Origin of the sequence: Pectobacterium carotovorum (assembly GCA_016415585.1) — a bacterium.
In the GTDB taxonomy this organism is placed as follows: Bacteria; Pseudomonadota; Gammaproteobacteria; order Enterobacterales; family Enterobacteriaceae; genus Pectobacterium; species Pectobacterium carotovorum_K.
In genome coordinates this window covers 1,385,853-1,410,006 of sequence record CP066552.1, presented here as the reverse complement: position 1 = coordinate 1,410,006, position 24,154 = coordinate 1,385,853, and the positions used below count along the sequence as shown (strand labels likewise).

The 24,154-nt window shown below is 52.3% G+C and carries 24 protein-coding genes; 10 read left to right on the top strand and 14 right to left on the bottom strand.

Annotation, left to right across the window (positions count from 1 at the left end; all coding sequences use genetic code 11):
• The first annotated feature begins 29 nt into the window (after positions 1-29).
• On the top strand, positions 30-1,394 hold the full coding sequence (locus JFY74_06245; GenBank protein ID QQG29640.1) for an MFS transporter: 1,365 nt from the start codon (positions 30-32) through the stop codon (positions 1,392-1,394).
• Positions 1,395-1,449: 55 nt separating this feature from the next.
• Here the strand turns inward: JFY74_06245 and JFY74_06240 are convergent, their stop codons facing one another.
• Positions 1,450-1,941, bottom strand: a complete 492-nt coding sequence (locus tag JFY74_06240) for a YajQ family cyclic di-GMP-binding protein (GenBank protein ID QQG29639.1) — start codon at positions 1,939-1,941, stop codon at positions 1,450-1,452.
• Positions 1,942-2,129: 188 nt separating this feature from the next.
• Here JFY74_06240 and panE point away from each other — a divergent pair, with 188 nt between their 5' ends.
• Entirely contained in the window at positions 2,130-3,038 is a 909-nt protein-coding gene (panE, locus tag JFY74_06235; protein ID QQG29638.1) for a 2-dehydropantoate 2-reductase, read from the top strand.
• Positions 3,001-3,591 (top strand): protein deglycase YajL, encoded by a 591-nt coding sequence (gene yajL / locus JFY74_06230; GenBank protein ID QQG29637.1) that lies wholly within the window; start codon positions 3,001-3,003, stop codon positions 3,589-3,591. Before panE ends, yajL begins: the two co-directional genes overlap by 38 nt.
• A 41-nt stretch (positions 3,592-3,632) precedes the next feature.
• Here the strand turns inward: yajL and thiI are convergent, their stop codons facing one another.
• Positions 3,633-5,081, bottom strand: a complete 1,449-nt coding sequence (thiI, locus tag JFY74_06225; protein ID QQG29636.1) for a tRNA 4-thiouridine(8) synthase ThiI — start codon at positions 5,079-5,081, stop codon at positions 3,633-3,635.
• Between the two features lie 252 nt (positions 5,082-5,333).
• Here thiI and xseB point away from each other — a divergent pair, with 252 nt between their 5' ends.
• The 3 genes from xseB to dxs are packed head-to-tail and all read left to right on the top strand — an operon-like array spanning position 5,334 to position 8,374.
• On the top strand, positions 5,334-5,582 hold the full coding sequence (gene xseB, locus JFY74_06220) for an exodeoxyribonuclease VII small subunit (GenBank protein ID QQG29635.1): 249 nt from the start codon (positions 5,334-5,336) through the stop codon (positions 5,580-5,582).
• Positions 5,579-6,490 carry a (2E,6E)-farnesyl diphosphate synthase gene (gene ispA, locus JFY74_06215; protein ID QQG29634.1) on the top strand — a complete coding sequence of 304 codons (912 nt, stop codon included), beginning with the start codon at positions 5,579-5,581 and terminating at the stop codon, positions 6,488-6,490. The genes xseB and ispA overlap by 4 nt, the downstream gene beginning before the upstream one ends.
• A gap of 18 nt (positions 6,491-6,508) precedes the next feature.
• Positions 6,509-8,374, top strand: a complete 1,866-nt coding sequence (dxs, locus tag JFY74_06210) for a 1-deoxy-D-xylulose-5-phosphate synthase (protein QQG29633.1) — start codon at positions 6,509-6,511, stop codon at positions 8,372-8,374.
• Between the two features lie 68 nt (positions 8,375-8,442).
• Here the strand turns inward: dxs and pgpA are convergent, their stop codons facing one another.
• From pgpA to nrdR, 6 genes are all read right to left on the bottom strand, one after another.
• The gene (gene pgpA / locus JFY74_06205) at positions 8,443-8,979 is read right to left on the bottom strand and encodes a phosphatidylglycerophosphatase A (protein ID QQG29632.1); all 537 of its coding nucleotides are present in this window, start codon (positions 8,977-8,979) and stop codon (positions 8,443-8,445) included.
• Positions 8,954-9,934, bottom strand: a complete 981-nt coding sequence (thiL, locus tag JFY74_06200; GenBank protein QQG29631.1) for a thiamine-phosphate kinase — start codon at positions 9,932-9,934, stop codon at positions 8,954-8,956. Before thiL ends, pgpA begins: the two co-directional genes overlap by 26 nt.
• A gap of 68 nt (positions 9,935-10,002) precedes the next feature.
• On the bottom strand, positions 10,003-10,422 hold the full coding sequence (nusB, locus tag JFY74_06195) for a transcription antitermination factor NusB (GenBank protein ID QQG29630.1): 420 nt from the start codon (positions 10,420-10,422) through the stop codon (positions 10,003-10,005).
• Positions 10,423-10,446: 24 nt separating this feature from the next.
• Positions 10,447-10,923 (bottom strand): 6,7-dimethyl-8-ribityllumazine synthase, encoded by a 477-nt coding sequence (ribE, locus tag JFY74_06190; GenBank protein ID QQG29629.1) that lies wholly within the window; start codon positions 10,921-10,923, stop codon positions 10,447-10,449.
• Positions 10,924-11,034: 111 nt separating this feature from the next.
• Positions 11,035-12,171: a bifunctional diaminohydroxyphosphoribosylaminopyrimidine deaminase/5-amino-6-(5-phosphoribosylamino)uracil reductase RibD gene (ribD, locus tag JFY74_06185; GenBank protein ID QQG29628.1), complete on the bottom strand. Its 1,137-nt coding sequence runs from the start codon at positions 12,169-12,171 to the stop codon at positions 11,035-11,037.
• Positions 12,172-12,206: 35 nt separating this feature from the next.
• A complete protein-coding gene (gene nrdR, locus JFY74_06180; protein ID QQG29627.1) occupies positions 12,207-12,656 on the bottom strand; it encodes a transcriptional regulator NrdR in 450 nt (149 codons plus the stop codon).
• A 217-nt stretch (positions 12,657-12,873) separates the two neighbouring features.
• Here nrdR and JFY74_06175 point away from each other — a divergent pair, with 217 nt between their 5' ends.
• The gene (locus tag JFY74_06175) at positions 12,874-13,443 is read left to right on the top strand and encodes a DUF3251 domain-containing protein (protein ID QQG29626.1); all 570 of its coding nucleotides are present in this window, start codon (positions 12,874-12,876) and stop codon (positions 13,441-13,443) included.
• Positions 13,444-13,642: 199 nt separating this feature from the next.
• Here the strand turns inward: JFY74_06175 and secF are convergent, their stop codons facing one another.
• The 5 genes from secF to queA form a co-directional block, all read right to left on the bottom strand.
• The gene (gene secF, locus JFY74_06170; protein ID QQG29625.1) at positions 13,643-14,617 is read right to left on the bottom strand and encodes a protein translocase subunit SecF; all 975 of its coding nucleotides are present in this window, start codon (positions 14,615-14,617) and stop codon (positions 13,643-13,645) included.
• 9 nt (positions 14,618-14,626) lie between these two features.
• Positions 14,627-16,474, bottom strand: coding sequence for a protein translocase subunit SecD (gene secD / locus JFY74_06165; protein QQG29624.1), 1,848 nt, complete (start codon positions 16,472-16,474; stop codon positions 14,627-14,629).
• A 27-nt stretch (positions 16,475-16,501) separates the two neighbouring features.
• Entirely contained in the window at positions 16,502-16,834 is a 333-nt protein-coding gene (yajC, locus tag JFY74_06160; GenBank protein QQG29623.1) for a preprotein translocase subunit YajC, read from the bottom strand.
• Between the two features lie 126 nt (positions 16,835-16,960).
• A complete protein-coding gene (tgt, locus tag JFY74_06155) occupies positions 16,961-18,106 on the bottom strand; it encodes a tRNA guanosine(34) transglycosylase Tgt (GenBank protein ID QQG29622.1) in 1,146 nt (381 codons plus the stop codon).
• Between the two features lie 96 nt (positions 18,107-18,202).
• On the bottom strand, positions 18,203-19,270 hold the full coding sequence (gene queA, locus JFY74_06150) for a tRNA preQ1(34) S-adenosylmethionine ribosyltransferase-isomerase QueA (protein QQG29621.1): 1,068 nt from the start codon (positions 19,268-19,270) through the stop codon (positions 18,203-18,205).
• Positions 19,271-19,448: 178 nt separating this feature from the next.
• Here queA and JFY74_06145 point away from each other — a divergent pair, with 178 nt between their 5' ends.
• The 3 genes from JFY74_06145 (at position 19,449) to JFY74_06135 (ending at position 22,531) form a co-directional block, all read left to right on the top strand.
• The gene (locus tag JFY74_06145) at positions 19,449-20,030 is read left to right on the top strand and encodes a DUF479 domain-containing protein (GenBank protein QQG29620.1); all 582 of its coding nucleotides are present in this window, start codon (positions 19,449-19,451) and stop codon (positions 20,028-20,030) included.
• Between the two features lie 400 nt (positions 20,031-20,430).
• Positions 20,431-21,033, top strand: a complete 603-nt coding sequence (locus JFY74_06140; protein ID QQG29619.1) for a peroxiredoxin C — start codon at positions 20,431-20,433, stop codon at positions 21,031-21,033.
• A gap of 223 nt (positions 21,034-21,256) precedes the next feature.
• Complete coding sequence (locus JFY74_06135) at positions 21,257-22,531, top strand: mechanosensitive ion channel (GenBank protein ID QQG29618.1); 1,275 nt, start codon at positions 21,257-21,259, stop codon at positions 22,529-22,531.
• Positions 22,532-22,730: 199 nt separating this feature from the next.
• Here the strand turns inward: JFY74_06135 and proY are convergent, their stop codons facing one another.
• The gene (gene proY / locus JFY74_06130) at positions 22,731-24,107 is read right to left on the bottom strand and encodes a proline-specific permease ProY (protein QQG29617.1); all 1,377 of its coding nucleotides are present in this window, start codon (positions 24,105-24,107) and stop codon (positions 22,731-22,733) included.
• Positions 24,108-24,154: the final 47 nt, after the last annotated feature.

The following is a 24,154-nucleotide window of genomic DNA, read 5'->3' as shown; positions in this document are numbered from 1 at the left end:
AATAGCGCTAATTGTTTTCCGAGGTACACATGAACGATAATAAAATGACCCCTGGCGAATTACGCGCCACATGGGGCTTGGGAGCCGTTTTTTCACTACGCATGCTTGGCATGTTCATGGTGTTGCCTGTCCTGACGACTTACGGCATGGCCTTCCAGGGTGCCAGTGAAGCACTGATCGGTATTGCGATTGGTATTTATGGCCTGATGCAGGCTATTTTCCAGATTCCCTTCGGTCTGGCCTCAGACCGCATCGGCAGAAAACCCCTGATCGTCGGCGGGCTGTTGATTTTTGCTCTCGGTAGCGTTATCGCCGCACTGAGCGATTCTATCTGGGGCATTATCCTTGGCCGTGCACTGCAAGGCGCGGGGGCAATCTCCGCTGCCGTTATGGCGCTGCTTTCCGACCTGACGCGTGAGCAGAACCGAACGAAAGCCATGGCGTTTATCGGTGTGAGCTTCGGCGTCACCTTTGCTATCGCGATGGTCGTTGGGCCTATCGTTACCCATGCCTTCGGTTTACAGGCGCTCTTCTGGGGCATTGCCCTTCTGTCACTCGCAGGTATTGTCATTACTCTGACGCTGATTCCTTCCGCACCTGAGCACGTTCTGAATCGAGAATCGGCGATGGTGCGCGGCAGTTTCCGCAAAGTACTCAGCAATAGCCGCCTGCTGAAACTGAACATCGGCATTATGTGTCTGCATATTTTATTGATGTCGAGCTTCGTCGCCCTGCCGCGCGTAATGGAATCTGCGGGGCTGGCACCGCAGGAGCATTGGAAAGTCTATCTGACCACGATGCTGATCTCTTTTGCCGGCGTCGTGCCTTTTATCATTTATGCTGAAGTGAAAAGACGAATGAAGCAGGTCTTCATCGGCTGTATCGTGGTGCTGATCGCCGCAGAGGTTGTCTTATGGGCGGCGGGTAACCATCTTTGGCAAATTATCATCGGTGTACAGTTGTTCTTCCTGGCCTTCAACGTTATGGAAGCACTGCTGCCATCGCTGATTAGCAAGGAATCACCTGCGGGATATAAAGGCACCGCGATGGGCGTTTACTCCACCACGCAGTTTATCGGTGTGGCAATTGGCGGGAGCCTCGGCGGCGGGCTGTTTGAGCTTTATGGTGCTTCTGCCGTGTTTATGGCTGGTGCAGCCATTTCAGCCGTCTGGCTACTCGTCAGCTTCACCATGCAAGAACCGCCTTATCTCAGCAGCCTGAGAATTACCCTGCCTGATTTAGCGCTGCGCGATAGTGAATTAGAACAGAAAATACGTACCCAACCCGGCGTTGCAGAAGTTGTGGTCGTGCCGGATGAACAGAGTGCCTATGTGAAGATCGATAATAAGAAAACCAATCGGCAGCAGTTAGAACAGTTGGTAGGACAGAACTAAATAGAAAGGCCAGCTTACGCTGGCCTTTCTGTTCATCGGCGGCTGACTAAAAGTATCAATCGCGGAAGTTGGTAAACTGGAACGGTTGCCCCAGATTCCCGCCGCGAATCAACGCCATCACACCCTGCAAATCATCGCGTGATTTACCGGTGACGCGAACCTGTTCACCCTGAATCTGCGCCTGCACTTTCAGTTTGCTGTCTTTGATCAGCTTGACGATTTTCTTCGCCTGCGTAGTCTCAATGCCCTGCTTCAGCTTCGCTTCCACGCTGTACGTTTTACCGCTATGCTCGAACTCTTCCGGGACTTCTAACGCACCGCCTTCAATCCCGCGTTTCAGCAACTTTTCGCGCATGATATCAATCAGCTGTTGCACCTGAAAATCAGACTCGCTAGCCACTTTGATACTCTGTGATTTCTCATTCAGTTCAAAGCTGGCCGGAACATTACGAAAATCCCAACGGGTGCTCAGATCGCGCGTCGCATTTTCCACCGCGTTACGGACTTCCTGCATATCAATTTCCGAAACAATATCGAAAGATGGCATAATTCGCTCTCCTGACAAATTTGGCTGGCGAGCATAATAACCGCTCTTCTGCGATAAGCAAGATGCCAGATACAATCCCGATTTTTACGCGGCATCCGGCAAACAGGCCGAATAACACAAGATCGCGACATGAATGATAGCCTATGATGGCAGAACGACAGCGCCCGCATCAAATAAGGGAGACGCACATGAAAATCACCGTTCTTGGCTGTGGCGCGCTGGGCCAACTTTGGCTCGCTGCGTTACATCAGCAAGGGCATGATGTCCAGGGATGGCTGCGCATTCCGCAACCGTATTGTCCAGTCAATGTCACTATGCTGGACGGTCAGCACTGTAATCTCAACCTGACGGCGAACGATCCCGATCATCTTGCCCAAAGCGAACTTCTGCTGGTGACGCTAAAAGCCTGGCAGGTTTCCGATGCCGTTACCGTGCTGTTGCCGCAGCTCAACCCGCATTGCACGATTCTGCTTTTACACAATGGGATGGGTACGCGGGAAGAATTACCGTCGCTGCAGCAGCCACTGGTACTCGGTATCACCACCCACGCCGCCCGACGCGACGCAAATAACGTCGTACACGTTGCGGCAGGCACAACGCATATCGGCACGTTTAATGGCGACAGTAGCCAAAGCCATTTAGCTGAAGTGTTGCATCAGGCCTTGCCTGATGTGGCCTGGCGCACCAATATTAGCGCTACCTGCTGGCTGAAGTTGGCAGCTAACTGCGTCATCAATCCGCTCACGGTGAAATATCATTGTACCAATGGCGAGCTTTCTGCGTACCCGGAACTGATTGCATCGCTTTGTCAGGAAGTGACCAGCGTCATGGAACGGGAAGGCTTCCATACATCGCAAGATAGCCTGCTGCTCTACGTGAATCAAATTATTCAGAACACCGCGGCAAACACCTCATCGATGTTGCAGGACATCCTCGCTCAGCGACATACCGAAATTGACTACATTACCGGGTATTTACTGCACCGTGCGCGTCTCCACGGTCTGACACTCCCCGAAAATGCCCGTCTGTTTGACTACATTAAGCAAAAGGAAAATGATTATGACCGCATCGGCACTGGTGTGTCTGGCACCTGGTAGTGAAGAAACTGAAGCCGTCACGACCATAGATTTGCTTGTCCGAGCGGGTATTCAGGTCACACTTGCCAGTGTAGCCAGCGATGGCAATCTGGAAATCGTCTGCTCACGCGGGGTAAGGCTGCTGGCAGATGCCCCACTGGCTACCGTCGCCGATCGGCCTTTCGATGTGCTGGTGTTACCGGGTGGCCTGCAAGGTGCGGAGTGCTTCCGTGATAGCCCAATACTGGTGGAATGCATTCGACAAGCGCATCTGGAAGGGAAAATTGTCGCCGCGATGTGTGCAACGCCTGCGCTGGTGCTGGAATATCATCAGCTGTTCCCCGTCGGAAACATGACGGGCTATCCTGCGTTTAAGGATAAGATTGCGCCAGAAAAATGGATGGAAAAGCGCGTCGTGTACGATCCGCGCGTGAATTTGTTAACCACGCAGGGGCCGGGCACCAGCATGGATTTCGCGCTGAAGATCATTGATTTGCTGCTGGGAAAAGAAAAAGCCGCCGAAGTCGCCGCGCAGCTCATCCTGCCGCCGGGAATTCATAACTATCGCGATTAGCGATTAAGACTGAGGAAAAAGGCGCTTGCGCGCCTTTCTCATTACGGACGGTATATCTTCACATTGGTAAAACCTTGCTCACGCAGATACAGCGCCTGCAAGCGGCTCATCACGCCACGCTCGCAGTAAAGCAGATAGGTTTTGCTCTGATCCAAATCGCCAAACTGCGTACCCAGCTTGTAGAACGGTAACGATTTGATTTCGACCTGATCTAGCTCAAGCGGCTTATCGTCCTGTTCATCCGGCGCACGGATATCCAGCAGCACGTCCGTTGGCGCAAACGACGCGACCGTTTCGACTTCAACCACGTCTTGTTTGGTCTGCTCGGCGATCTCGCGGATATCAATATTCCGGGCTTCACTCACCACGCGATCAAGGATAGCGAAATCAAAGTGGCCTTCTTCGGCCTCGATCTTCGCTTTTACCGCCTTCACCGTCGGGCTTTTGGAGATCACACCACAGTATTCCGGCATCGTTTTGGCGAAATCTTCCGTCCCCAGTTCACGAGCCTGTTTGATAATGTGTTCTTTATCGTGAGAAATCAGCGGACGCAGAATCAGGGTGTCGGAGGCGTTATCGATCAAACGCAGGTTGGTCAGCGTCTGGCTGGACACCTGCCCTAACGCTTCACCAGTCACCAACGCCTGAACACCGTAACGCTCAGCAACTTTGGAGGCCGCTCGCACCATCATGCGCTTCAGCACGACACCCATCTGACCGTCGTCAACCTTCTCCAGAATTTCACCCACGACAGGATCGAAGTCGATAGCAATAAAACGCACCCGATGCGAGCTACCAAAACGGTTCCACAGATAGTGTGCTACCTGTTTCACACCGATCTCATGTGCTGCACCGCCAAGGTTGAAGAAGCAGTAATGCACGCGGCATCCACGACGCATCAACATATAGCTGGATACGCCAGAGTCGAAACCACCGGAAATCAGTGACAGCACATCTTCCTGCGTACCGATCGGGAAGCCGCCGATACCTTCATAGCGCCCTTTAATCAGCAGCAGACGGTCCTGCTCGATTTCCAGATGCACGGTGACCTGCGGTGCAGTGAGATTGACTCGTGCCGTTTCAATGTGCTGGTTCAAACCGCCGCCGACGTAGCGCTCCACGTCCTGAGAGCTAAACTCATGCTTACCGCGGCGTTTCACTCGCACACAAAACGTCTTGCCTTCCAACCGCTCACGATACAACGCCAGCGCCTGTTCAAAGATGTTATGTACATCTGTATAAGAATGATCTTCAACTTCCAGAATATGGTGAATACCCGGAATTCTTGTTAGCGCATCACGAATCGTTCCACGCTGATTTTCATCTTTGGCACGAACTTCGATATGATCCCAGTGACGGACAACCGCCAGCGTTTCATCATAGTGTTTTAATACGTTGCGAATGTTTCCGGTTAGAATCTTGATAAAGCGCAACCGCACAGATTGGCTCTTGATGGTGATTTCCGGGAACAATTTAATGATAAACTTCATGGTGGCTGTCGTTACTTGGTCAGAAAGGCGCAAATAAATTTACCCTGAGCACTAAAATCACGTTATCGGTAAAATCAGCCAGAACAGAGATGATTTTACCAATAGCATCCAAGGCGCGGAGTATATCATTATATGAAGATATACTGTGCGCTTTAACCGTATAATTGTTGCGTATCCACAGATGACCACACGCAACACCACGCTCTGCCGCCACAAGCCAACGGCGTATAACACCAGGATTCTGAAACCACTATGCCTAAGAAGACCGAGCAGCCAGTCAGCTTTGAAAGCTCGCTGAACGAACTGGAAAAAATCGTTACCCGCCTCGAATCAGGCGAACTGCCGCTGGACTATGCACTAAATGAGTTTGAGCATGGCATCCAGCTCGCTCGCCAGGGTCAGCAAAAACTGCAACAGGCGGAACAGCGCGTACAAATCCTGCTGAGCGACGATCCCGATGCGCCGCTGTCACCGTTTACGCCGGATAACGACTCGCTATGACCGATTTCAGCACGCAACTGAATGCACATTACCAACGCACTAACCGGATGTTGGGGCATTTCATCGCCAGCCTCCCCTTTCAGAGTAGTCCACTGGTCAATGCGATGGAGTATGGCTCACTCTTAGGAGGCAAACGCCTGCGTCCGTTTCTGGTTTATACTACTGGTGAACTGTTTGGCATGTCGTTAGAGAGTCTGGATGCCCCTGCTGCGGCAGTCGAATGTATCCATGCTTATTCATTGATTCATGACGATCTGCCAGCAATGGACGACGACGATTTACGCCGTGGACAGCCAACCTGCCACATCAAGTTTGGTGAGGCTAATGCCATTCTTGCGGGGGATGCACTGCAAACGCTGGCATTCTCCATTCTGGCCGACGCGCCAATGCCGCAGGTCTCTGACCGCGATCGACTGGCGATGATTTCAGAATTGGCTCACGCCAGTGGCGTAGCAGGCATGTGCGGTGGTCAGGCTTTCGATCTGGAAGCCGAGGGCCATCAGGTCGATCTGGCCGCGTTAGAGCGGGTTCATCGCCACAAAACCGGTGCATTGATTCGCGCCGCTGTCCGACTAGGCGCACTGGCAGCTGGTGAAACAGGTCGCGCCGCTTTGCCCCATCTGGATCGCTACGCTAACGCGATTGGGCTCGCTTTTCAGGTTCAAGACGATATTCTCGATGTTGTTGGCGACAGCGCGACAACAGGCAAACGTCAGGGTGCAGACCAGCAGTTAGGTAAAAGCACCTATCCCAGCTTACTGGGGTTAGATAACGCACGAAAAAAAGCACAGGAGCTCTATCAGGAATCACTGGCATCGCTGGACGATCTCGTCGCATCCAGCCCGATTCCCCTGAATATTGCCCCACTACAAGCGCTGGCGAATTTCATCGTTGAACGCGATAAGTAATTACCTAATGAGTCTCTAATGAGTTTTGATACCGCGAAATACCCTACATTGGCGTTAGTGGAAACACCGGATGAACTTCGGTTATTACCGAAAGAGAGCCTGCCAAAACTGTGCGATGAGCTGCGCCAATATCTGCTGGACAGCGTCAGCCGTTCAAGCGGCCATTTTGCTTCTGGGTTAGGGACGGTTGAATTAACGGTTGCACTGCATTACGTCTATAACACCCCTTTCGATCATCTGGTGTGGGATGTTGGCCATCAGGCTTATCCGCACAAGATCCTCACAGGCCGTCGCGAACGTATTTCAACGATCCGCCAGAAAGGCGGCTTGCACCCTTTTCCATGGCGTGATGAAAGCGAATATGACGTATTAAGCGTCGGCCATTCATCCACCTCAATCAGTGCCGGACTGGGCATGGCCGTTGCGGCCGAGCGTGAAGGAAAAGGCCGTCGTACCGTTTGTGTGATCGGCGACGGCGCGATTACCGCAGGCATGGCCTTTGAGGCGATGAACCACGCGGGCGACATCAAATCCGATCTGCTGGTGGTGCTGAACGACAATGAAATGTCGATTTCAGAAAACGTCGGCGCATTGAACAACCATCTGGCGCAGCTGCTATCCGGCAAGCTCTACGCCAGCCTGCGCGAAGGCGGTAAAAAGGTCTTATCCGGCCTGCCGCCCATCAAAGAGCTGGTGAAACGCACCGAAGAACACCTTAAAGGCATGGTCGTGCCGGGTACGCTATTTGAGGAACTGGGTTTTAACTATATCGGCCCGGTTGACGGTCATGACGTTCAGGCGCTGGCGCATACGCTAAAGAACATGCGTAATCTGAAAGGCCCGCAGCTTCTGCACATCATGACGAAGAAAGGTAAAGGTTACGCCCCTGCCGAGCAGGATCCGATCAGTTGGCACGCGGTACCGAAATTCGATCCGGCCAGCGGCACGCTACCGAAAAGCAAAGAAGGCGCGCAACCTACCTATTCAAAAATCTTCGGTCAATGGCTACAGGAAACGGCCGCCAAAGACAGCAAGCTCATGGCAATCACGCCTGCCATGCGCGAAGGCTCTGGCATGGTGCAATTCTCCCGCGACTACCCACAGCAATATTTTGACGTAGCGATTGCCGAGCAGCATGCCGTGACGTTTGCTGCCGGTCTGGCTGTCGGTGGTTATCATCCGGTTGTCGCCATTTACTCGACTTTCCTGCAACGTGCCTACGATCAGGTCATCCACGATGTAGCAATCCAGAATCTACCGGTTCTGTTTGCTATCGATCGCGGCGGTATTGTCGGGGCGGATGGGCAGACTCATCAGGGGGCGTTCGATCTCTCTTTCTTACGCTGTATCCCGAACATGATCATCATGACGCCCAGTGATGAAAACGAGTGTCGCCAGATGCTGCACACGGGCTATCACTACCAGAAAGGCCCGACGGCGGTGCGCTATCCGCGGGGAAACGGTACGGGTACGGAACTGACGCCGCTCTCAGAGCTGCCAATCGGCAAAGGCGTGGTGCGTCGTCAGGGCGAAACGATCGCGATTCTGAACTTCGGTACGCTATTGCCGGAAGCCCAGATTGCGGCAGAGAAGTTAAACGCCACCCTCGTCGACATGCGCTTTGTGAAACCGCTGGATGAAGCGTTACTTGAAGAGCTGGCGCAGTCCCACAGCACGTTTGTGACGCTGGAAGAGAATGCGGTCATGGGCGGCGCAGGGAGCGGCGTGAATGAATTCCTGATGGCGAAACGCCTTGCCGTCTCGGTGCTGAACATTGGACTACCGGACGTCTTTATCCCACAAGGCTCGCAGGAAGAAATCCGAGCCGATCTGGGTTTGGATGCCACAGGCATCGAGCGCAGAATCACGCTGTGGATGGAATAAACTACTAACGATAACCGGGGCACAAGGCCCCGGTTCAATAATGTCAGTGGTTCAATAACAGAATGACGTCAAAATATCGGCCAGTGATAGCCGATAAAATAGATAATCCCCGCAGAGATCACTCCCGCGACGATATCGTCGATCATAATGCCCATGCCGCCATGCACGTTGCGATCGAACCAACGAATCGGCCAGGGTTTCCAGATATCCAGACAGCGGAAGACGACAAACCCTGCCGCCACCCATTGCCATTTATCCACCGGAATCGCCATCAGGGTAATCCACATACCGACAAACTCGTCCCAGACGATGCTGCCGTGATCGTGAACGCCCATATCTTTCGCTGTCTGGTGACACAGGTAAACACCGATACAAATGCTCAGCATGACCAACAGCGAATACAATTCAAGCGGCAGGAACGACATGAGGTACCACAGTGGGATCGCCGCCAATGACCCTACCGTACCCGGCATCCAGGGCGACAGACCGCTGCCAAACCCGGTTGCTAGTAGGTGCCACGGGTTGCTCAGCCGTAAGCGGCGTTTTGCCACTTCAGCGCCTTTCGCCTTATTCGCGGAATCAGTTTTGCTCGCTAAAATGGTCATACCCCTTCCAGTTCAGCTCGGTCGCTTTATTATCCCTGAAAAAGCGTAGCCCTTCAGAGGAAGGTCCGATTTGCCCGATACAGGTGTAGTCAGCGCCGAGATGCCCCAAGGCCAGTTCCAGCGCACCACGGTTAATTTCCGGCACGGTAAAGCACAGTTCATAGTCTTCGCCGCCAGATAGTGCCCAACGCAGCGCCTGCTCTTCATCGACGCAACCCCGCAGCCAATCAGATTGTGGGATCGCGTCCAGATTAATACGCGCGCCGCACTCGCTGGCTTTAAGTATATGCTGTAGATCGGAGATGAGGCCGTCGGAAAGATCGATGGCCGAGCTGGCCAGATCGCGCAACGCCTGCCCTTGCAGGATTCTCGGCTGAGGACGGAGGTGACGTTGGATCAATCTCTGACGCGTCTCTTCATCATCAACGTGCAGTGTATTCTGGAGGATAGCCAGACCCGCCGCGCTGTCGCCTAATGAACCGGTAACATAAATCCAGTCACCAATTCTGGCCCCGCGACGCGTCAACGCCCGACCTGCTGGCACCAAACCGTGGATAGTCAGCGTCAGGCTCAGTGGGCCGCGTGTCGTATCGCCACCCACCAACTGCATGCCATAATAATCAAGCAGCTCAAACAAGCTGTCGCTGTACGCCGATAGCCATTGGCTATTGCTTTTAGGTAGGGTAATGGCCAGAGAAAGCCAGGCAGGATCGGCGCCCATCGCAGCCAGATCGCTTAAATTGACCGCCAGAGATTTGTAACCCAGATCGGCGGGATCGATATCAGGTAGGAAATGAACGCCAGATACCAGCGTGTCGGTACTCACCGCCAACATCTGCTTATCTGCTACCGTCAGTAACGCACAGTCATCACCGATGCCTAACTCGACATCGCGACGTGAACTTCGGACCCGATTAAAATAGCGGGCAATAAGGTCAAACTCGCCTTCAACCATAACCTTTCCAGCCAGCCTATCATTCAAAAGCGATCAGGGCCGGATATCCGGCCCTGATTCGATTCATTTTACTTCTTGCCTTTCCGTACACTCGGAGCAGCTTTGTCCAGCACGCCATTCACAAACTTATGGCTATCTTCAGCACCGAAGATTTTAGCCAGTTCAATGGCCTCGTTAATCGCCACCTTGTAAGGAACGTCTTCGCGCTTGCTCAGCTCAAACATCGCCAAACGCAGAATCGCTTTTTCAACCTGTCCCAATTCCTCAATTTGACGAGACAGGAAAGGTGCCATCAGTTGATCAAGCTTCTCAGCCTGAGTGGCAACACCCGCCAGCAATTCGCGGAAATAGGTAATGTCGACATCTTTGACATCCTGCTCGCTCAGGAATTGGTGTTCAACATCGGCAATATCATTTTTAGATAACTGCCAAGAGTAAAGCGCTTGAACCGCACATTCACGAGCGCGGCGACGAGCAGCAGGTTTCACGGAATTCCCCTTACTTAATCAGGCTTACTTAATCGCTTTCAATACATTAATCATTTCTAGCGCGGTCAAGGCAGCTTCAGCACCTTTGTTCCCCGCTTTCGTACCAGCACGCTCAATCGCCTGCTCAATGCTTTCCGTCGTCAGAACGCCGAAAGCAACAGGGATTTCACTGTCCATTGCAACAGAGGACAGGCCTGAGCTACATTCGCCAGCAACAAATTCAAAATGCGCTGTTCCACCACGGATGACCGTTCCCAGAGCAATCACGGCATCATATCCGCCATTTTTCGCGCTTTTGATCAGCGCACGAACCGTCAATGGCAGTTCGTAAGCACCCGGCACCCAGACAACGGTGATGTTTTCGTCTTTAACCTGACCGATGCGTTTCAATGCATCAATCGCACCGTCCAGCAGGCTGTCGTTAATAAAATGGTTAAAACGTGCAATCGCAATAGCCACACGGGCATCAGGAGTAGCAACAACACCTTCAATAACGTTCATAGCATTCCTTGTATCTGGTCTTTATGGCCCGCTAGGGGGGCGGATTCTATCATAATTTTTGTTGGCACGTATCCGGTTTTGTCGGACCTGCACCACGTATTTACATACACATCAGAATTTAGGTTTCAGGCACAATCGCAAATCTGGGCCAATCTGGCGAACGTCTGCGATATCAAATTCCGGTGCCTGAGACAGCTGATCAAGCCCAGGCAAGAAGCACAGCGAACGAGCATTTTCACCCAACAGTTTGGGGGCAAGATAAACGATAAGTTCATCAACAACGCCAGCATTAAGTAGCGCACCAGCCAGACTGGCCCCAGCTTCGACCCAAACGGAGTTAATCTGCCGTCTCCCCAACACCATCATCAGCGCCACCAGATCAACACCGCCATTGTGCTGCGGTAGCATGACTTGTTCAACGCTCTGCGGCCACGCTTGTTCATCCGCCTGCACCCGCGCCAGCCAGGTCTCACCCGGTTGGCTAACAATCCGATGCTGTGGCGTGACGCGCTGCTGGCTGTCCACAATCACCCGCACGGGCTGCCTGAGATCCACTTCTGAATAGCGTTTCTGCACATCAGTACCCAGCTCTGACCAGCGTACCGTAAGCGAGGGATCGTCAGCTAACACCGTCGCACTGCTGCTCAGAATCGCTGCGCTCTCCGCCCGAAAACGCTGCACATCCTGACGCGCCTGCGGTGAAGTGATCCACTGGCTTTCTCCCGACGCCATCGCAGTTCGCCCATCCAAAGACGCCGCCATTTTGAGCTGCACGTAAGGAAAGCCCGTCCGCATGCGTTTCAGGAAACCTACATTCACTTTCTCTGCTTCAGCCATCATCAAACCATGACTTACAACAATCCCCGCTTGTTGTAGGCGATGCAAACCACGACCCGCCACTTGTGGATTCGGATCCTGCATCGCAGCAACCACGCGGGAAACACCAGCAGTAATCAATGCATCAGCGCAAGGCGGCGTTCGGCCATGATGGCTACAGGGTTCCAACGTAACATAGGCCGTCGCACCACGTGCACGTTCCCCCGCCATTCTCAGCGCATGCACCTCTGCATGGGGTTCACCAGCACGAAAATGATAGCCTTCACCCACAATTTCGCCATCACGCACGATCACGCAGCCAACATTGGGGTTGGGTGCTGTCGTGAAACAGCCACGGCGCGCCAGCTCTAACGCGCGCGCCATGTATAATTCATCCTGCGGCAAGTGGCCGTTTTCCTGAAAAGCGCTCATTCCCAAACCTCTTATCCCCGTCGCGTTGACGCGACTTAATCCTGCAAACGCGCAATCTCTTCGCCAAATTCGCGGATATCTTCAAAGCTGCGATATACCGATGCAAAGCGGATATAAGCCACTTTATCCAGCTTTCTCAACGCTTCCATCACCAGATTCCCCACCATCTTGGTGGTAACCTCACGTTCTCCGGTAGCACGAAGATGAGATTTAATGTGATTAATCGCCATTTCGACGTCATCAGAACTGACCGGCCTTTTTTCCAGCGCTTTCAGCATGCCGCTACGCAATTTATCTTCATTAAACGGCTCGCGCACTTCATTGCTTTTGATGACTCGCGGCATCACCAGTTCAGCCACTTCAAACGTGGTGAAGCGTTCATGACAAACCAGACACTGCCGACGACGACGGACTTGCGAACCTTCGCCGACCAGACGGGAATCAATGACTTTGGTATCAACAGCGGAACAAAACGGGCAATGCATGATGTGTCCTGACCAGTAATCCTTAACGTAGCGACAGTTTACCCTGAATTAACGGACTAACCAAAACTCCTGATCCACGTTGCGAAGGGTTTCGCATCTCTCTCGGTAATAGGATGAAAAAAGCTGTCTCACCTATGACTTAGGCTTAATCGCAGCTAAACTCAGCAACAGGGATCAACGGATCAATAAATAAAACATCGAAAGGGGAACCACAGATATGAGAACCCGATATCGCGTACTGACCTTCCTGCCAGCGCTACTTTTGCTCGCAGGGTGCGCTGAACAGCGCCAGATGCCCAAATTGCAGAACCAGGTAGGTCAACTCAATCAGCAATTACAAACGCTGACCGATCAGGCCACGGCATTAGAGCGACAAAATGCGTTGAATTCCCAGTCCACCTCCGGCGTTTATTTACTGCCTGCCGCGCAAACCAGTACCGTATTGGAAAGCAGTATTGGCAGACTCAACGTATCGTTGCGCAATATCGAGACTGAAGCGAACGGAACAAGCGCGTTGCTACACATTCGTACGCTTGATGCGAAGGGACTACCGGCCTTTGGCGCACAGCTTGACTGGGGGCGGCTCGATCCCGTGAGTGGGAAACCTTTAGCTGGCGATACGCAAACACAGTCCTTTGTCGTCTCCCCGACTCTGTTACCAAAAGCCGAAGCGATTATTGAATTGCGCCTGAGCGGCCTGTCGCCGGAAGAACTCGGCTTTGTTCGTTTGCATCAGGTTCAGGAAATACAGAGTCCGCCGCCTGTTGCCGCAACCGAGTCCCCTTGATATATCCGTCATACTTCAAGCTGCATGTACGTTGGCTTTCCTCGCTCACCCCAGTCACTTACTGATGTAAGCTCCTGGGGATTCACTGTGTCGCCGCCTGCATGCAACTCGAATTATTTAGGATATACGCGCATTTCCCAGCACTAAGATGCAAAAACCCCCGCAGCAACACGGGGGTTTTCATTTTCCAGTCAGCAGATTAAGGCAGGATAGACGGTTGGTCCGCCCCTTCTTTTTCCACTTTCTGAACGATCAGGTGTTCACGCTTCATACCCAGTTTCAGTGCCAGAGCGGAAGAAACATAGATAGAAGAGATCGTACCAATGATCACACCGATAAACATCGTCAACGAGAAGCCATGCAGCAACGCACCACCGAAGACCATGAGGATCACAATCATCGCCAGCGTAGTCGCAGATGTGATGATGGTACGATGCAGCGTCTGCGTCAGAGAAATGTTGGTAATCTCGTAAGGTGTGCCACGACGAACCTTGCGGAAATTCTCACGAATACGGTCAGATACCACGATCTTATCGTTAAGTGAATAACCAATTACCGACATCAGTGACGCAATGATCGTGAGGTCAACCTCAATAGAGAACAGAGACAGCAGCCCCATCGTTATGATCGTATCGTGCGCCAAAGCCAGTACGGCCCCCATCGCCAAACGCCATTCAAAACGAAAACCGATGTAAATAAGGATAGCAATCAGCGCAGACATCAGCGCTAATGCGCCCGCCTGTGCCAAATCGCTCCCCACGCTCGGCCCGACAAACTCAATACGTTTCACCGTTGCATGCTGCTGGAAGGTATCATTCACAACCTTCAGCACTTTGTTGCCGAGCGCTTCGTTCTCGCTGCCAGAAACCGGTGGCATACGCACCATCACGTCACGGCTGCTACCGAAATTCTGCACCTGCGGCTCTGAAAACCCAGAGGTCTCCAATGAACTACGCAGGACATCGAGATCGATCGGTTTCTCAAGGCTAATCTCAATAACCGTACCGCCGGTAAAATCGAGCCCCCAGTTGAAACCACGCACCCCCATAACCACGATAGAAGCGATGATCAGCAGACCGGAAATGGCAAATGCCAATGTGTCCCAGCGCATGAAATCATAGACTTTACGCCCATGATTGAGTTGTTCAATGTTGTATTCCTGTTCCTGTGCCACAACGCACTCCTAGATAGACAGCTTGTTGATACGTTTACCGCCGTAAAGCAGGTTAACGATGGCACGAGTACCGACGATCGCCGTAAACATTGAGGTCGCAATCCCAATCGCAGTCGTGATAGCAAACCCTTTGATAGAACCGGTACCAACCGCATACAGGATGATGACTTTAATCAACGTCGTGACGTTCGCATCAACAATCGAACTGAACGCACCTTTATAGCCCTCATGAATGGCCTGTTGCACAGAGCGACCATTACTGAGTTCTTCTTTGATACGTTCGTTAATGAGTACGTTAGCATCGACTGCAACCGCCAGCGTAAGCACGATACCCGCGATACCCGGCATGGTCAGCGTTGCCCCTGGCAGCAGCGACATCACGCCGACAATCAATATCAGGTTAGCAACCAATGCACTGGTCGCGATGACACCAAACTTCTTGTAGAAGAAGACCATAAAGAGGATCGATGCGATCAAGCCCCACAAACAGGCTTCCAGCCCCTGAGTGATGTTTTGCATCCCCAGCGTTGGTCCAATCGTACGTTCTTCAACAATCTGGATCGGTGCAATCAGCGCACCCGCACGCAGCAGCAGAGAAAGCTGACGCGCTTCGTTCGGGTTATCAATGCCGGTAATACGGAAGCTGTTACCTAGTCGCGACTGAATCGTCGCTACGTTGATCACTTCTTCGTGTTTTTCCAATATCGAACGGCCAGTCGCATCTTTCTTGCCGCTGTCTTTGTATTCCACAAAGAGCGTCGCCATCAGCTTACCGATACTGTCTTTGGTGAAGTTGGACATCGTGTTGCCACCCGCGCTGTCCAGAGAAATATTCACCTGAGGCTGGTTATATTCATCCGTACTCGATGTCGAATCGGTAATATGGTCGCCCGTCAGAATCACGCGTTTGAACAACACCACCGGTGAGCCGTCACGCATGTTCTTCACTTCAGAGTCGCCCGGCACGCGGCCGTTCGCCGCTGCGGTCGCATCAGCATTACTGTTGACCAGACGGAATTCCAGCGTAGCGGTTGCACCAAGAATTTCTTTCGCGCGCGCCGTGTCCTGAATACCCGGTAACTCAACGACGATACGGTCAGCACCCTGACGTTGTACCAGTGGTTCAGCAACACCCAGTTGGTTCACACGGTTACGCAGGATATTGATGTTCTGCTGTACAGCGTATTCACGTGCTTCACGCAGACGTTCGTCAGACATCACTGCGCGTAGCAGGTTGCTTCCGCTGCCGCTGAGAACCAGGTTGCGGTGACGAGTCGTCAGATAATTGAGGCCGTCATCACGCGTTTGAGCATCACGGAAACGAATTTCGACGCCGTAATTATCAATCTTGCGCACGGAGGCATAAGGAATGTTCTTCTCACGCAGATCGCTGCGCAAAGAGTCCATGGTTTGTTCTTGCAGTTTACCCAGCGCCGTATCCATATCCACTTCCATCAGGAAGTGAACGCCGCCGCGCAGGTCAAGCCCCAATTTCATCGGTTCAGCGCCCAACAACCGCAGCCAGGTTGGCGTAGCAGGTGCCAGGTTAAGTGCGACGACGAACTTTTCACCCAGCTCATTAACGAGCGCTTCACGCGCACGGAGCTGAATATCAGGGTTAGAGAAGCGAGCCAGAATTGCACCGTTTTCCAATGCAATCGACTTACTGGTAATGTTCTGTTCTTTTAAAACATTCTGGACTTGGATCAGCGTCGTTTCGCTGGCGGCGGTTCCCCGCGCGCCAGTAACTTGTACCGCCGGATCCTCACCATATAGGTTAGGAAGTGCGTAGAGCAGGCCGACGAACAACACCACGACCAGCATCAGGTACTTCCACAAAGGATAACGATTTAACACGGCAGTTCCCTTCGGGAAAATCGGAAATTACAGGGCCTTAATCGTGCCCTTCGGCAGCACGGCAGCCACGAAATCACGTTTGATAACCACTTCATTGGTCTCGTTCAACGCAATCGCAATATAGCCAGTTTCGGACACTTTGGTTACGCGACCAACCAGACCACCGGTCGTTAAGACTTCATCGCCCTTGCCGATAGAATCCATTAACTTTTTGTGTTCCTTGGCGCGTTTTTGCTGAGGACGCAGGATCATAAAGTAGAAAATCAGACCAAAAACGGCCAGCATAATAACCAGAGAGTACGGGCTTCCCTGAGCCGGAGCGCCAGTTGCAGCTACAGCATCGGAGATGAAAAGACTCATGTAAATATCCTCTTTTTTGTCAAACGATAAGCTATCAAAAAGATAAGTTATCAACCTTATAATCGTAAAAACGCTTCAAAACAAAATACAATTCATAACAAAATACAATGCATAACAAACAGGCTATCAGCTGCTTGCGGCAACGTCTTTTTCAGCAAGCGGCGGAATCGGTTTGCCTATGCGTTGGTAAAAATCCACCACAAAGTGCTCTAATTTACCCTCTTCAATGGCCTGACGTAAACCTGCCATTAAACGCTGATAATAACGCAAGTTATGGATGGTATTGAGTCGTGCTCCGAGTATTTCGTTGCAACGGTCAAGATGATGCAAGTAGGCGCGGCTATAATTGCGACACGTGTAGCAATCACAGTGTTCATCCAGCGAGCTGACGTCATCTTTATGCTTCGCATTACGGATTTTCACTACGCCATCCGTCACGAAGAGATGCCCGTTACGTGCGTTGCGCGTTGGCATCACGCAGTCAAACATATCGACACCGCGGCGGACACCTTCAACCAAGTCTTCTGGTTTGCCAACGCCCATCAAATAGCGCGGTTTATCTTCTGGAATCTGCGGGCAAACGTGCTCCAGAATACGGTGCATATCTTCTTTCGGCTCACCGACAGCCAAACCGCCCACAGCGTACCCATCAAAGCCAATGTCTACCAGCCCTTTTACGGATACATCACGTAAATCTTCGTAAACACTTCCCTGAATAATACCGAACAGCGCATTTTTATTCTCCAGCTCATCAAAACGCTGACGGCTGCGTTTCGCCCAGCGCAGTGACATCTCCATCGAGCGCTTGGCGTAATCCCAATCAGCAGGGTACGGCGTACACTCATCAAAGATCATGACAATGTCGGAACCGAGATCGTGCTGAATCTCCATCGATTTTTCCGGGCTCAGGAAAATCGAATCCCCGTTGATCGGGTTACGGAAATGCACGCCCTGTTCGGTAATCTTGCGAATATCGCCGAGGCTGAACACCTGAAAACCGCCGGAGTCCGTCAGAATCGGGCCGTGCCAGTTCATGAAATCGTGCAGATCGCCGTGCAGCTTCATGATTTCCTGACCGGGACGCAGCCACAGATGGAACGTATTGCCGAGCAAAATCTGTGCGCCGGTTTCCTTCACTTCTTCCGGCGTCATGCCTTTCACCGTGCCGTACGTCCCCACAGGCATAAAAGCAGGGGTTTCCACTACGCCACGTTCAAAAACCAATCTACCGCGTCGCGCACGGCCGTCCGTTGTTTGTAATTCGTACTTCACTTAGCCTCCGGCATCAGAAAAACAGTCTGATGGTAATGATGTATTAACGCCTGACAGAGCGTGGTCTGTGACGTTCCTATTATGTGGAAAGCGGGTTTATCCCACTCTTTCCTGTTCGGCCATCGGATTGTGCGTAATGAACATCGCATCACCGTAGCTGAAAAAACGATATTGCTCTGCCACCGCCTGGCGGTAGGCAGACATCGTGTTCTGGTAACCGGCAAAGGCAGACACCAGCATGATTAACGTCGATTCGGGTAAATGGAAATTGGTGACCAGCGCATCAATAATGCGGTAGTGATAGCCCGGATAGATGAAAATTTTGGTATCGCCGAAGAACGGTTCGATCGCCGCATTCTGACTAGCCTGCGCGGCACTTTCCAGTGAGCGTACCGAAGTGGTGCCAACGGCGATCACGCGGTTTCCCCGCGCTTTGCACGCCAGCACAGCATCAACGACGTCCTGCGGCACTTCGGCATATTCGGCGTGCATGATGTGATCTTCAATCGTATCGACGCGTACAGGCTGGAAAGTCCCCGCACCAACGTGCAGCGTCACGAACGCCATGTCGATGCCCTTCTCACGCAGCGCAGCCAACATCGGCTCATCAAAATGCAAGCCCGCTGTCGGGGCCGCTACGGCACCCGGACGCTGGCTATACACCGTCTGATAAAGCTCGCGGTCGGCGTCTTCATCAGGCCTGTCGATATAAGGCGGCAACGGCATGTGGCCGATATCATTCAGAATCGACAGGACATCGCGAGAATCATCGAAATGCAGCTCAAATAGCGCATCGTGGCGAGCGGCCATCGTAGCCTTGACGCTTTCGTCATCGCCCAGCAGCAGTTCCGTACCCGGTTTTGGCGCTTTTGACGCCCGAACGTGCGCCAATACACGATGGTCATCCAGCACGCGCTCGACCAGCACTTCCAGCTTGCCGCCGCTGGCTTTACGGCCAAACAAACGAGCGGGAATCACGCGCGTATTGTTGAACACCAGCAGATCGCCAGGATTCAGTTTATCCAGCAAATCGGTAAACACGCCGTGCGTCAGATTTCCCGTCGGCCCGTCCAGCGATAGCAGGCGGCACCCACTGCGTTCCGCTTGTGGATAATGGGCAATCAATGATTCAGGAAGTTCAAACGAAAAATCGGTAACACGCATGGCAATTCACTTAGCTGTAATACATAAAAATGGGCGGCCTAGTCTAGAGCCGCAAGCGCATGGCTGCAAGAAATAAGCACACGGCAGGCGTAATGCATCACAGTCAAAGTCGGCGGCTTCCCACTTTGCCATGTAAGAGAGCGTGCACAATAAAAGAAGAAACGGATATACTATTCCAATGAATTTTCTCGCTCATCTCCATCTGGCCACGCTGGCCGACAGCTCCCTATTAGGTAATCTGATGGCGGATTTTGTGCGTGGCAACCCGCAGGACAGCTACGCTGACGAGATTGTCGCGGGCATTCGTCTGCATCGTCGCGTTGATTCACTGACCGACAGCCTGCCGGAAGTCAAACAGGCGCGTCAGTATTTCAGCGATGAATTCCGCCGCGTTTCACCCATTACGTTGGATGTGCTGTGGGATCACTATCTTGCGCGTCACTGGCTACAGTTGGTGCCGGATACGCCCCTTCAAGCCTTTATCGACGATGCGCAATCACAAATCGAGCCGCATCTGGCGCACACGCCAGAACGCTTTCAGAACCTGAATCGCTATCTGTGGCCGGAACGCTGGATGACGCGTTACGCAGAGCTGCCGTTTATCGCCGATGTGCTGCACAGAATGTCGGTACGCCGCCCGAAACTGGCTGCGCTGTCCGGCTCTTTTCAGGATATCGAGCAGCACTATCACCAATTTGAAACACTCTTCTGGCAGTTTTATCCACGGATGATGCAATTAGCGAAAGCGCAGCAGCTATAAGATCGCGATTTTTCCGTTTTTCTACGCGACGTATACCCTAAATAATTCGAGTTACGTGACAAAACGTGAGCGTTTTGAACAACGCTCTGCGTTGGTCCTTTAGGACAAGGCCGCATGGCCTTGTAACGCGGCAAGCGTACGAATCCCCAGGAGCTTACTCAAGTAAGTGACTGGGGTGAGTAAGAGTAGCCAACGCACAAGCAGCTTGAAGTATGACGGGTATTGTCCTTTCCATCAAAAGGGTTAATCTAGCCTCTTGAAAGGAAATAGCGATGAGTTCAATAGACAGAAGCTATCTCATTGATTGGTCTCTTTGCCTGTATTCACTCAGGCAGAATCCCTATACTGATCGCTGTTTTTTATATCATCCGATCATTAACCGCTATCTACAGGAGTAATTATGGTCCTGGTAACTCGTCAAGCCCCAGACTTCACCGCAGCTGCCGTTTTAGGCAGTGGCGAAATCGTCGAAAATTTCAACCTGAAGAAGCACATCAACGGTAAAGCTGCCGTGATCTTCTTCTGGCCGATGGACTTCACCTTCGTTTGTCCGTCAGAGCTGATTGCTTTCGATCACCGCTATGCCGAGTTCAAGAAACGCGGCGTAGAAGTGGTTGGCGTGTCCTTCGACTCCGAGTTTGTTCACAACGCATGGCGTAAAACCCCTGTGGACAAAGGCGGCATCGGCGAAGTGCAATACGCGATGGTTGCTGACATTAAGCGCGAAATCCAGAAGGCCTACGGCATTGAGCACCCAGAAGCCGGTGTTGCACTGCGTGGTTCTTTCCTGATCGACAAAAACGGCGTAGTTCGTCACCAGGTGGTGAACGATCTGCCGCTGGGTCGTAACATCGATGAAATGCTGCGTACCGTTGACGCCCTGCAATTCCACGAAGAGCACGGCGAAGTATGCCCGGCGCAGTGGGAAAAAGGTAAATCCGGTATGGGCGCGTCACCAGACGGCGTAGCGAAATACCTGTCTGAGAACGCAGACAAGCTGTAATTCCTCATCCTGCCGACATGGCAATATGATGACCAAGCCAGTTGCTATGCAGCTGGCTTTTTCTTTGCCCGCAATTTATCCCTCTGTTCTTCTTCACCTCTCACCGCCTCTTCCCGGCGATATCTTAAATAATACAAAAGGTTGACTAGGGGCGCTAAATCCTTAGCCTTAAAGCCATATCGTGTTCATGCACGACAGACTCATTGGAATAAAAGGAGAACGCATGCAACAAAATCTCGCGCTGTGGCTGAGAGAAGCTGGAATAGAACACGCTAGCATCATTGCGTTACTGATTGTTCTTGGGCTGATATTGCTCATTTCTGCCGTCATCCACCTGATTTTTCATCAGGTTGTGCTGAAAAGAATGGTACTGCGCTCACTCAATAAACCCGGAAAAACCGAGGGGCACGGGTGGAAACAGGCGCTGACGCAACACAACTTGTTTAACCGGCTGGCCTTCTTGCTCCAAGGGGTGATCCTGAATATTCAGGTTTTTGTGTGGCTTCCCTCGCAGAGTGAAACCCGTGAAGCGCTCATCATCTGTTCCCAAGTGTGGATCATGGTTTTTGCGCTGCTGTCCCTGTTCTCGCTCCTCGATGTTCTGCTCAACGTTTCCGCCCGAACCAAAGTCGCCGCCCAATTGCCGCTGCGCGGTATCTTCCAGAGTCTGAAACTGATCGCCACCATTGTTATCAGTATTATGGTGGTGTCACTGCTCATCGGGAAATCGCCGCTGATTCTGATTAGTGGGTTAGGCGCAATGGCCGCCGTCCTGATGTTGGTGTTCAAAGATCCGATTATGGGATTGGTCGCGGGCATCCAACTCTCCGCCAACGACATGTTAACGCTGGGAGACTGGCTCGAAATGCCGAAATACGGCGCTGACGGGGCCGTTATCGATATCGGGCTGACAACGGTAAAAGTGAGAAATTGGGACAATACCGTCACCACCATTCCCACCTACGCGTTAGTATCGGATTCTTTTAAGAACTGGCGTTCGATGTCGGAATCAGGGGGGCGGCGCATCAAGCGTAGTATCAATATCGATACCACCAGCGTGCATTTTATGACGGAAGATGAGCAGGCTCGGTTGCTGCGTAGTAAATTACTGTCGCCTTATATTCAGAACAAGAAGAGCGAACTGGAGCAGCACAATGCACAGTCCGATTCCGACCTGACATCACCGCTGAACGGCCGTCGTCTGACGAATTTAGGCACGTTCCGCGCCTACCTTCAGGTATATCTGCGCACCCATCCGGGTATTCATAAAGGGATGACGCTGATGGTGCGGCAGCTTGCGCCAACGTCAGAAGGGGTACCGCTGGAAATTTATGCGTTTACCAACACGACCGCCTGGGTCGATTATGAAAGCATTCAGTCTGACATTTTCGACCATATCTTTGCGATCTTACCGGAGTTCGATCTCCGTATTCACCAAACGCCAACCGGCCATGATATGCGGATCATGGCTCAGCAAATGACGGCTCCGAAAGCGTAATATCTCATGCAAAGGAACGAAAGCGGCTGACACCGAATGAAAACGGGAGTAACGGAATAGAAGAGTAAAGCGTTTGCGCCAGGGATGGCGCAAGCCGAGCGTACATGGACGTATTCACAGCGTCTTTACGATCTATCCGTTACTCCCGCTCTGCGGACTTTGTCAGCAACCTCGCTTCTTCTGATAGCAATCGACTAGCTTAATTCTGTGCCGCTACCGCGTTCTGACGCTTCTTCTTCCAGACATAGCCCACCAAAAGCAGCAATATCCAGATGATGCCGACATACAGCGACACGCGCGTGTCCGGGAAGTAGCCAATCAAACCGATGATGAAGAACAGGAAGACGATACCGAACACGGAGGTCACGATACCACCGCGCAGTGGGAACGCCAGCGCCTTCACTTCATCCGGGCTCAGACGACGACGGAATGCGATCTGAGAAAACAGAATCATGATCCACACCCACACCGTTGCAAACGTTGCCAGTGAAGCAATCACCAGGAAAACTTTGCCGGGCATAATGTAATTCAGATACACCGCCACCAGCAGCGCCATCATCATCACAACCACCGTGACCCACGGAATACCGCGTTTGGAAATGCGGCTAAACACCTTCGGTGCATGCCCCTGTTCCGCCATCCCGTGCAGCATACGGCCGACGCCGAAGACATCGCTGTTAATCGCCGACAGCGACGCGGTAATCACGACAAAGTTCAGGATTCCTGCCGCCGCGGTAATCCCCATATGCTGGAACGTCAGCACGAACGGGCTCCCGTTGGTACCGACCTGATTCCACGGATAAATCGACATAATGACGAACAGCGTGCCGACATAGAACACCAGAATACGCCACGGCACAGAGTTAATCGCACGAGGGATAGACTTCTGCGGGTCTTTCGCCTCACCAGCCGTAATCCCGATAATCTCCACGCCACCATACGCAAACATCACCAGTTGCAGCGAGAGAATCATCCCCACCACACCGTTACTGAAGAACCCGCCATTACTCCAGAGGTTGTGGATACCGGTGGGTTCGCCCCCGTTGCCAATCCCCCAGATAATGATGCCGATCCCGGCCGCGATCATGATGATAATCGTGGCCACTTTGAAGAAAGAGAGCCAAAACTCCAGTTCACCAAAGGCTTTCACATTCATCAGGTTAATGGCACCAATGATGAGTACCACACTCAGAACCCACACCCAGTGCGGCACGGCAGGGAACCAGACGCCCATGTAGATGCCAAATGCAGTCACATCGGCAATGGCGACAATCAGCATCTCAAAGCAGTAAGTCCAGCCGGTGATATACCCCGCCAATGGCCCGAGATAATCCTGCGCATAGCGGGAAAACGAGCTGGACTGCGGGTTATGCACCGACATTTCACCCAGTGCACGCATGATGATATATGCGACAACCCCACCGATCAGATAAGCCAGTAATACACTGGGGCCAGCCATTTGGATCGCACTCGCGGAACCATAAAACAGACCGGTTCCGATCGCCGATCCAAGGGCGATAAAGCGGATATGCCGCGTGCTTAACCCACGCTTGAGCTTAGAGGATGGTTGTTCCATTGATAAGCAACCCTGTCTTATATAAGGAGAACATTACAAAAAGAAAA

What these genes read in the sequence shown, in the direction of transcription:
- ribD (QQG29628.1), bottom strand. Translation starts at nt 12,171, where the DNA reads ATGAGCGCTTTTCAGGAAAACGGCCACTTGCCGCAGGATGAATTATAC.
- yajC (QQG29623.1), bottom strand. Translation starts at nt 16,834, where the DNA reads ATGAGTCTTTTCATCTCCGATGCTGTAGCTGCAACTGGCGCTCCGGCT.
- nrdR (QQG29627.1), bottom strand. Translation starts at nt 12,656, where the DNA reads ATGCATTGCCCGTTTTGTTCCGCTGTTGATACCAAAGTCATTGATTCC.
- thiL (QQG29631.1), bottom strand. Translation starts at nt 9,934, where the DNA reads ATGGTTGAAGGCGAGTTTGACCTTATTGCCCGCTATTTTAATCGGGTC.
- proY (QQG29617.1), bottom strand. Translation starts at nt 24,107, where the DNA reads ATGGAACAACCATCCTCTAAGCTCAAGCGTGGGTTAAGCACGCGGCAT.
- yajL (QQG29637.1), top strand. Translation starts at nt 3,001, where the DNA reads ATGACCGCATCGGCACTGGTGTGTCTGGCACCTGGTAGTGAAGAAACT.
- ribE (QQG29629.1), bottom strand. Translation starts at nt 10,923, where the DNA reads ATGAACGTTATTGAAGGTGTTGTTGCTACTCCTGATGCCCGTGTGGCT.
- JFY74_06240 (QQG29639.1), bottom strand. Translation starts at nt 1,941, where the DNA reads ATGCCATCTTTCGATATTGTTTCGGAAATTGATATGCAGGAAGTCCGT.
- ispA (QQG29634.1), top strand. Translation starts at nt 5,579, where the DNA reads ATGACCGATTTCAGCACGCAACTGAATGCACATTACCAACGCACTAAC.
- thiI (QQG29636.1), bottom strand. Translation starts at nt 5,081, where the DNA reads ATGAAGTTTATCATTAAATTGTTCCCGGAAATCACCATCAAGAGCCAA.
- JFY74_06245 (QQG29640.1), top strand. Translation starts at nt 30, where the DNA reads ATGAACGATAATAAAATGACCCCTGGCGAATTACGCGCCACATGGGGC.
- xseB (QQG29635.1), top strand. Translation starts at nt 5,334, where the DNA reads ATGCCTAAGAAGACCGAGCAGCCAGTCAGCTTTGAAAGCTCGCTGAAC.
- JFY74_06140 (QQG29619.1), top strand. Translation starts at nt 20,431, where the DNA reads ATGGTCCTGGTAACTCGTCAAGCCCCAGACTTCACCGCAGCTGCCGTT.
- JFY74_06145 (QQG29620.1), top strand. Translation starts at nt 19,449, where the DNA reads ATGAATTTTCTCGCTCATCTCCATCTGGCCACGCTGGCCGACAGCTCC.
- JFY74_06175 (QQG29626.1), top strand. Translation starts at nt 12,874, where the DNA reads ATGAGAACCCGATATCGCGTACTGACCTTCCTGCCAGCGCTACTTTTG.
- queA (QQG29621.1), bottom strand. Translation starts at nt 19,270, where the DNA reads ATGCGTGTTACCGATTTTTCGTTTGAACTTCCTGAATCATTGATTGCC.
- JFY74_06135 (QQG29618.1), top strand. Translation starts at nt 21,257, where the DNA reads ATGCAACAAAATCTCGCGCTGTGGCTGAGAGAAGCTGGAATAGAACAC.
- panE (QQG29638.1), top strand. Translation starts at nt 2,130, where the DNA reads ATGAAAATCACCGTTCTTGGCTGTGGCGCGCTGGGCCAACTTTGGCTC.
- dxs (QQG29633.1), top strand. Translation starts at nt 6,509, where the DNA reads ATGAGTTTTGATACCGCGAAATACCCTACATTGGCGTTAGTGGAAACA.
- pgpA (QQG29632.1), bottom strand. Translation starts at nt 8,979, where the DNA reads ATGACCATTTTAGCGAGCAAAACTGATTCCGCGAATAAGGCGAAAGGC.